This is a genomic window from uncultured Gimesia sp. (assembly GCF_937919775.1).
Classification (GTDB): Bacteria; Planctomycetota; Planctomycetia; order Planctomycetales; family Planctomycetaceae; genus Gimesia.
The window spans coordinates 1-9106 of the sequence record NZ_CALFPF010000613.1 but is presented as its reverse complement, the minus strand read 5'-3'; the positions used below and the strand labels follow the sequence as shown (position 1 = coordinate 9106).

5 protein-coding genes are annotated in these 9106 nt (G+C 46.8%); all 5 read left to right on the top strand.

The window, feature by feature from the left end; genetic code table 11:
* The coding region (locus Q0294_RS17630; RefSeq protein ID WP_299468086.1) for a hypothetical protein at positions 1 to 1597 on the top strand (1597 nt) is incomplete at its 5' end.
* Positions 1598 to 1635: 38 nt separating this feature from the next.
* The gene (locus Q0294_RS17625; RefSeq protein ID WP_299468084.1) at positions 1636 to 2637 is read left to right on the top strand and encodes an extracellular solute-binding protein; all 1002 of its coding nucleotides are present in this window, start codon (positions 1636 to 1638) and stop codon (positions 2635 to 2637) included.
* Positions 2634 to 4100 (top strand): hypothetical protein, encoded by a 1467-nt coding sequence (locus Q0294_RS17620; protein WP_299468082.1) that lies wholly within the window; start codon positions 2634 to 2636, stop codon positions 4098 to 4100. The genes Q0294_RS17625 and Q0294_RS17620 overlap by 4 nt, the downstream gene beginning before the upstream one ends.
* Positions 4101 to 4105: 5 nt before the next feature.
* The gene (locus tag Q0294_RS17615) at positions 4106 to 5968 is read left to right on the top strand and encodes an ATP-binding cassette domain-containing protein (RefSeq protein WP_299468080.1); all 1863 of its coding nucleotides are present in this window, start codon (positions 4106 to 4108) and stop codon (positions 5966 to 5968) included.
* Positions 5965 to 9009 (top strand): VWA domain-containing protein, encoded by a 3045-nt coding sequence (locus Q0294_RS17610; protein WP_299468078.1) that lies wholly within the window; start codon positions 5965 to 5967, stop codon positions 9007 to 9009. The genes Q0294_RS17615 and Q0294_RS17610 overlap by 4 nt, the downstream gene beginning before the upstream one ends.
* Positions 9010 to 9106 lie beyond the last annotated feature (97 nt).

The window sequence follows — 9106 nt, the reverse complement described above, 5'->3', positions numbered from 1 at the left end:
TTTAATTGAACGAGTACAACGCCGCCTGGCATTTGCTTTATGGGGGCGCAAGCTGTTTGTGTCATTTGCTGCCATGACGACGCTCTATCTGGCTGCACTGCTTTTCAGTCGATTCTCTGGATATTTAAGAGACTGGTTTTCCCTGGAATCTGTCGGCATCGTTTTCGTGGGGACATTACTGCTGTCCGGTCTGCTGTTTCGCAAACCAGGCAAGGCGCAGGCCGCGCGACTGATTGATCAGAAGCAAGGAACTAAAGATCTGTTTTTGACCGTCACCATGCTGGAAAATGCCGTGGGAAATTATAAACCCCTGGTTGCTTTGGATGCGGAAAAGAAGGCAGGAACGATCAAGCCTGCTGATGTCGTCGGATTTAAATGGGGGCAACGACTGGCTGTTTCCTGTGGCGGATTACTCGTGCTGTTTATCGTTTTACAATATACACCACAGTTTGATCCCTTTGGCAAAGTCCAGGCGGCCGAAATCGAACAGGAAAAAACGAAAGAATTCGAAAGTGCAAAAAAAGCGACCAAAGCCCGTTTGGCCGAACTCAAAAATAAGGACACGGGCGAAAACGACGAAGAATCAAAAGATGTAAAAATGGCAGTCGAAAACCTGAAATCAGACTTTCGGAAAATGACGCCCGGGAAAAAACAGGAAAACACAAAAACGCTTGCCGGTCATCAAAAATCGCTGGGTGGTAAATGGCGCAAAATTGCTGAAGAGAACATGAAAAGTCTGATGATGAAAACCGATCAGGCGCAGAAGTTTGGGGGAATGTCGAAAAATGACGGAATGCAGAAATGGAACAAAGAACTGCAGGAAGGTTCTACTCAATCCCTCACTAAAGAAATGGATGAATTAAAGGAAAAACTGGAGCGTTTAATGAAAGAAACGGATCCGGTGAAACGCGAGCAATTGAAAAGTGAAATCCAGAAAAAGCTCAGCGAAATGGAATCATTTGCGCGCGAACAGACCAACTCCAAGGCAATGGCTGCTGCACTGAAACGGGCAATGCAACAAATGCAGATGGCCCAGTCGAAAGGTCTCAGCCCGGACGAAGCTTTTAAAGAAGCAATGGAATCTGTTGATCTCGCTAAGCTGGAATTGAAGGAAATTGCTCAGTCCGCCAAAGACATGAAGAAACTTGAAGAAGCTCTCAAAGTGTTGCAGATGGCAAAAAAAGTAAATGATAAATCAGGACTGGATGGGGAAGCTTGTGAAAATTGTCTGACTCTCGAAGACTATGAAGCGCTTTATGCTCAGCTGATGGGGGATATGGCAGGCGAGGGAACTGGTGGCGAAGGGCAGGGAAGTGGAGGAAAAGTGGACGAAGACAATACCGTTGATACGGGGTTTAAAACAGAAAAATCGAAATCGGCAATCACTGCCGGTAAAGTTCTGCTTTCCTTCAAGACCAAAGGGCTCAGCGATCGGGGAGAGGCTCAAAAAGAGTACAATAAATTAGTCACCGATCTCAAACAGGGTATGAGCGAAGCAATCATGCAAGAGCAGATTCCCCCTGGCTATCACGAGGGAATCAAAAAGTATTTCAATTCATTAGAGAAACAGCCTGAAGAAAAATCATCCAAGAAATGAATCAAACTCCAAAGGGTCGGCTTTTTTCCGGATGGTTCATGCTGGCAATTGTAGAATTCATTGTCATCCTAGCCATCGGATTGGTCTTTTATTATCAGAAACAAAATGAAGCGATCATTGTCTATTGCGCTCATGATGCGATCTTTTCTGAAGAAATATTGAACGCGTTTGAGCAGAAGACGGGGATCAAAGTCGAGCCTCGCTTCGATACGGAAGCCACAAAATCGTTGGGGCTGACCAATTTGATTATCCGGGAGAAAGAACATCCTCGTTGTGATGTTTTCTGGAATAATCAGACACTGGGAACTGTTGCCTTAAAAGAGCAGGGATTACTGGAAGCCTATCAAGGCGATGGTTATCAGAGAATTCCTGAGAAATTTAAAGATCCGGACGGATATTGGACCGGTTTTGCTGCAAGACTGCGAGTTTATATTTCCAATACCGAACAATTAAGTGCTTCAAAAGAGAGTATCGAACAGAAATTAGCGGGGCCTCTGAATGAGGTTGCGATTGCCAAGCCGCTGTATGGCACAACTTTGACTCATTACACAGTACTCTGTGATGCCTGGGGTCTGGAAGGATTGAAACAGTGGCATCAATCTCTGCAGGAAAGAGGAATCCAGGAAACCTCAGGAAATGCCAGTGTGAAAAACCTGGTGGCAAGCGGGGCCTGCGTTTTGGGTTTCACCGATACCGATGACTATTTTGTGGCCGTCGATGAAAAACAGCCGGTTGCCGCATTACCGATTACCGTGAACGAACAGGTGATATTGATTCCGAACAGTGTTGCCATTATTAAGGGAACGAAAAAACGAAAACAAGCGGAACTCTTAATCGATTATCTGCTTTCTGCAGAAGTCGAACTGAAATTAGCGAAGTCTCAGTCGCGCCAAATTCCTTTGGGTGATGTGAACTGGGAACAGGTCCCTGAAGAAGTAAGCAAGTTTAGAATTTATATTGAGAAAGCCTATCCTTTAACAAATTTAGTGAAACAGCGAGAAATTACTTTAGCCTGGCTCAAATCGGAGTACTTGAAATGAGCCTGGCCACAATTTGTGGCGTGACTGTGTTACGCAGTCTGGTCATTTCGATGATCGGCGTTTTCCTCTCGCGACATTTGTCACAGCGAATTGACACTGGATATTCAAAACGTTCGTTTACGTTGTTTTTACTGATTTTATCCCCCTTTCTGGTGCCTGAACTGATAGTCGGTTATGCCTGGTCTCTGATCTCTTTGAAACTGGTGCATTATCCTTTTTTCATCGAACTGATTTATGCGAGTCTCGTTTTACTGAAAGTTGTCCCAGTGGGAATCGTCTGCTTTCATTTTTCTGCTCCCCCTGTCATTTCTCCAGAGGCCGATTTTATCCAAAAATCAATGCGTGCTACTTCAGCTAGCATTTCCGGAATGAAATCGCGGTGGAGTTTCTTGCTGTGGAAGACCATGCAGCGGACGATTCCAGTCTGGACGCTGTTATTTCTGTTGTCATTTCAGGAATTTGAGATGGCTTCGTTAATTTATCGCGATTCCTGGACTGTGTGGATCTTTGACGCACAGGCAGGAGGCGTTCCGATAACTCAAACAATTTCATTTCTGACGGGGCCTTTGATCATCGAGTTGCTGATCATTAGCGGTGTCCTGTTTTTATTCAGTCGTCTCCCGCATCCTCCCCGGTTGAATCCACCATCGAACGTTAAAAAGCAGTCTCTCATTGCTTCAGTACTGTCATGGAGTTATCTATTAATCGCATTTTTCGCTGTGGTGGTCATCCCGTTCAGCCTTACCGGATGGGGCGGCGTGCTTTCACTCGGCAGCTTATTTCAAAATCAATTACAATTGGCGGGCATCTTGAGTGAATGTGCCTGGGGGCTGTTGTATGGTATTACTGCGGGGATCGCGGCCTGGGGGCTGGCTTCCTTCTTCTTTTCGAAAAATCAGTCCCGAATCCTGAAAGTGACCGGGTTTTTGTGCTGTCTGCCGGGGCTTTGCGGCTCGCTGACTCTTGCGCTCATCATGGCAACCTTGTTCTTAGCGGAATACAGTCGTTGGTTGTATGACACGCCATTGGCTCTATTTATCGCGTTAGTATTCTATCTTTTTCCCAGAGCTGTTTTTCTAAAACTGATCTTTATCGCACAGTGGCAAAACGATTCACTCTTTTTGGCTCAATTATTAAGTCAATCGAAAAATCATCATCAGGCGATCAAGGGGGGACGGCTTCGCTGGGCCGTCTATGGGAACATGCAGTATTGGGCTGTTGTGATTCTCGCATTCTGGTCCTACTGGGATGTGATAATCAGTTCAATTCTGGCTCCCAATCATACGATGAGTTCTGCTGTCCGATTGTACGGGCTGATGCACTACGGCCAGAATTCGATTCTGTCTGCAATGACCTTTCTCAGTCTGTTCATTCCTGTTTTTGTCAGTATTCTGCTGTTACCAGTTGTCAAATATTTGTGGATTACCGTTTCAGACCGTTTCAACATGAATCAGACCGTGTAAATACTATGGCTGTCGCAACTCAACTCTCTGAATCTTATTTATGGTCTCTGAAGCAGGTCAGTTTGAACTGCTCGTCCGGAGTCCGTTTAGCAGAGGTCAATCTTGAGATCCCGCAAGGTTTCACTGCCATCATGGGCTACTCCGGTGCGGGCAAAACATCGTTGCTGAATCTGCTCGTCAATTTTGAATCTCCCGATCTGGGAACCGTTACCCGCATCGGTCAGCAATTCGCGTCGGAGCCTGTGCTGGAACTGTTTTGGGTACCACATTCTCTCGGACTATGGCCCCAATATACCGTTCAAGACCACCTGACTCTGGTTCACCCCCAACTTGAGACACAACAGGAACACATCGATGACCTGCTGAGAGCATTTCGTTTGACAGCGGTGCGCGATCAATATCCAGCTCAATTGTCTCAAGGAGAGGCTTCCCGTTTAGCGATTGCCCGCGCTCTTGCCAGCCAGGCAAAAGTCCTCGTCATGGATGAACCTCTCGTGCATGTCGACCAGGCACACTGGCCACTGTATTGGCAAACGATTCGTCGACACTGCCAGAAAAATAACACATCGATCGTTTTTTCGACACACCTGCCTGAACTTGTCTTACGGGAAGCCCAGCATGTCATCTGCCTCGATGAAGGCAAGGTAGTCTACGCGGGGGACGTTGATGATTTGTATTATGCGCCTCCTTCATACCAGATTGGCACATTTCTGGGCTCTTTAAATGATCTTTCTATGATAAGCGATCATGCCGGCCTGAAAATAAATCGTCATGAAGCAAGTCTGGTTCGTCCTGAGCAATTGATCGTCGAAAAGGATCAACACGGTTTGTGGGAGGTGCAACAGTCTGCCTTCAGCGGTTCAATTGAAGAAGTGGAAACGATTCACCAGCAAACGAAAACAGAGCAGACTTTTTACCACCGGCCTGCACGCGCAGAGTTGCAAAAGGGTGATCGTGTTTCAGTGCGGTTGTTGATGTTACTGCTTTGTCTGTTTATCGGTTTTGGTTGCGATTCTGATTCCGCTCCGAAGCTCAATTTCTCTGAAATCAAACAATGGTCCGTTCCCTCCGAAGGGATCAAGATTCCTGCACCGCGCAGCGTCAATGTGGGACCAAATGATGATCTGTATGTGCTTGACAATGCCGGGCGGGTTTTGGTTTATAATTCCAGCAATGAACTCATCAGGCAATGGAAGATGCCTGAGTATGATGTGGGAAAGCCGGAAGGAGTATGTTTTCTAAGAAATGGTCAGATTGCCGTCGCAGATACGCACTACCATCGCGTTGTCTTTTTTGATGAACAGGGAAATGTTCAGAAAATGCTGGGGGAATATGGTGAGGGTCCTTCACAATTTATTTATCCTGTTTCTGTGGTGCAAGACCCTGCTGGTAATATTTACGTTTGTGAATACGGAAATAATGACCGCGTCCAGAAATTTTCCGAAGAGGGCGAGTATTTACTGGAATTTGGAAAAGTGGGTACTGCCCCTGGTGAATTCCAGAGACCTGCCGGAATGCTCTGGCATAAAGGAAAGATTTATGTCTCTGATGCGATTAATAATCGCATCCAGGTATTTTCTGATGATGGTACATTTTTAGAAATATTAGGAACGAAAACTGGTGGTATACCACTCTATTACCCTTATGACATTGCCATCGATCGTGTTAATGAAGAGTTATACATTGTTGAATATGGAGCAGGTCGCGTCACCAAGACAAACCTGGAAGGCAGGGTACTAGGCAGATTCGGGAAGACAGGGACAAATCAAGGAGAATTCATCACTCCCTGGGGACTTACAGTAAATTCAAAAGAAGAACTATTCGTAGCTGACACTGGCAATCGTTTAATCGTAAAATTGATACCATGAAAATCAAAGACCTGTATTATCAATTAGTTCCTCAACCACGCACCGCCGTGACTTGGAAGCGCGCACTGTCTTTGATCGTATTTCTGGTCTTTTATACTATCGTCTGTTTCAGCCTTGAGTATTCTGGTGTCTTGCTGTTTGCCCGTCCCTGGGCATTTGGATTGATCCTGTTTTCAATCTGGGTCTGGTGGCTCTCGGTTGCCGGTTTTGGTGGATTGAGTAAAGGCAGAGGTTTAGCCGCATTGATTTCGCGTCTGCTGATGCTGGGGCTCTTCGTCATGCTGATTGCAGAACCGCGTTCCGTTCGTGTGCGAGATGTAATCTCAGTCGTGTATGCCGTGGATCTTTCGGATTCGATTGGTGAATCCTCGGTTGATGCTGCACTGGAATTTGTAACCAAAACGGTCACTGAAAAGCCACAGACCGATGAAGCAGGACTGGTCGTCTTCGGACGTAATTCTGCGGTGGAACTCCCGCCGCGCGTCTCATTTCCTTTCGAAGCCCTGAACTCGCGCATCGACCGCGATGCGACGAATCTGCAGCAGACGCTTTCTCTGGCAGCCGCCATGCTGCCGGAAGAAAACCGGGGGAGGATTGTATTAATCAGTGATGGGACGGAAACGGAAGGTTCCATCTCGCAAATCCTGGAAGAGCTGAAGTCCCGCGATATTGCCGTCGATGTTCTCCCCATTCAATATGAATACGACAAAGAGGTCTGGCTGGAAAGTCTGGAACTGCCGCGTTTCGTAAAACTGGGCGAAAACTATGAAGCGGCTGTGGTGTTATCATCCTTAAAAGATGGTTCTGGAAAACTGGTACTACGGGAAAACGGAGAACCGATTTATGAGGAACAGGTTTCTTTCAAAGCAGGAAAAAATCGTTTTGTCGTGCCGATCTATTTGCGAGCGGCAGGTTACTACGAATATTCGGCGACTATTGAAACCAAGCGAAATGAAGATCAAATTCGTGAAAATAACACCGTCTTAAACTACCTCTTTGTTGAGGGGGAAGGCAAGGTCCTGGTCGTTACGAATCCTGCAGGAGACGAACGAGACTGGCAATCACTGGTCAAGGCGATTCGCGAAGGAGAACGAAATGTTGAAACCATTTCCGCATACGAATTTCCCAGTGACTCATTGTCTTTGATGCCTTATGACGCCATTCTGTTTGTGAATGTTCCCGCTGATGCTTTTAATGTCATTCAATTAAAAGCCGTACATGATGCCGTTTTTAATCAGGGCATCGGCTTCATGATGGTGGGAGGCGAGAACAGCTATGGACCGGGAGGATATCACCGGACCCTGATCGAAGATGCGTTGCCAGTCACCATGGATATCACCAAAAAGAAAGTACTGCCGAAAGGTGCGCTCGCCATTATCCTGCATACCTGTGAATTTCCTGAAGGCAATACCTGGGGAAAACGCATCACAAAACAGGCGGTCAAAGTTCTCGGAGCACAGGATGAAGTGGGCGTTTTGATCTTTGATTTCATGGGGGGAGAAAAATGGCTCTTCGAGCTGACTCCTGCCGGCGATTATGAAAAAATGGTGCCTAAGATAAATGGTGCCCAGATCGGCGACATGCCGAGTTTTGCCAACACCATGGAATTGGGTCTGGCTGGTTTAATCAAAAGCGACGCTGCGACAAAACATATGATTATCATTTCAGACGGCGATCCACAGCCTCCGTCTCCTGCGTTGATCAAGCGTTTTCAGGATAACAAAGTCAGTGTGTCGATGGTGGCGATCTTTCCGCATGGGGGGCGCGATATTTCGACAATGCGTGGAATCGCAGGCGCAACAGGAGGACGCTATTATTTTCCTTCAAACCCCAATCAGTTACCGTCGATTTTTATCAAGGAATCAAAAACACTCAAACGGAGTATGATCCAAAACGAAACAATTACTCCTGAGGTGGGAATGATTTCACCGGTTCTCAAAGGTGTTGAAGCAATTCCTCCTTTGCATGGTTATGTATTAACCACTCTCAAATCCAGAGCAGAAGGAGTCTTAAATGCTCCAGAGAAAAAAGAGGCAGAAGGTGACATAGATCCGGTGCTGGCCTTCTGGCGATATGGACTGGGAACCACTGCCGCTTTTACTTCTGACTTATCCCCGAACTGGGGGGCCGACTGGGTGAACTGGGATCATTACCAGGCGTTTATCAAGCAGTTGATGATCAAAATCTCTCGCGTGCAGAAACAGGCCCAGCTGAAAATGTGGAGTCATACGACTGGCAACAACGCGACGATTATGGTTGAAGATTTTCATCCGGAAGAATCGTTTCTCAACGTTGCAGCGCGAATCTCAGGACCTCACGACCGGGAAGAAACGGTCGTGCTCAAGCAGGTAAGCCCCCGCAGGTATCAGGCTTCGATTCCTTTATGGGGGAAAGGCCGCTACCAGGTGATGGCGGTTGGAAAATCAGGAGACCGGGAAGATCATACGAATGGTGGATTTATCGTCCCCTATTCCCCGGAATTCCTCCGCTTTCGTTCGAATCCGATTGTGCTGGAAGAAATTGCTGAAAGAACGGGGGGGCAAAGACTGAATCCGGAAAATGCAGCGGAAGTAATTTATGGTCGTCGCGATCCCAAACAGAGTTCAAATCCTGTGTTTGACTGGCTGTTGATTGCCTTGGCCATCTTAGTGCCGCTGGATGTGGGTATCAGACGGGTCCAACTGGACTGGTATGTGATTAAAGGCTGGTTCGGTTTCAGTTCCGAACAGAAAAGCAGTACGGCAACGATGGGGGCTTTATTGCAGCGGAAACAAGATGTGGGTGACGAATTGGAATTGCGCAAAGGCGATGTAACTACGACGGCCAGTCAGTTGAATTCGCAGTCAACGATCGCGAAACTCCAGGAAGAAAAACGGCAGTCTTCACGACAATCTCAACCAGAGAATACTGCGAAAAAAGGATTGGAGAAGGAAACTAAACCCTCCCCCAAAACACCACCAACCGACTCGGGAGAGAACCAAAGCACGACCGGTCGATTGCTGGATCTCAAACGAAAACGACAAACTGACGACGAAAAATAAACTGATTTTTTATTCTGCGGAGATCACAATATGAACCATCCAGAAACAACGGAAGAGCCAATTGTATTGCAGGCTGAGGCCGACCATTTCAAGCGGA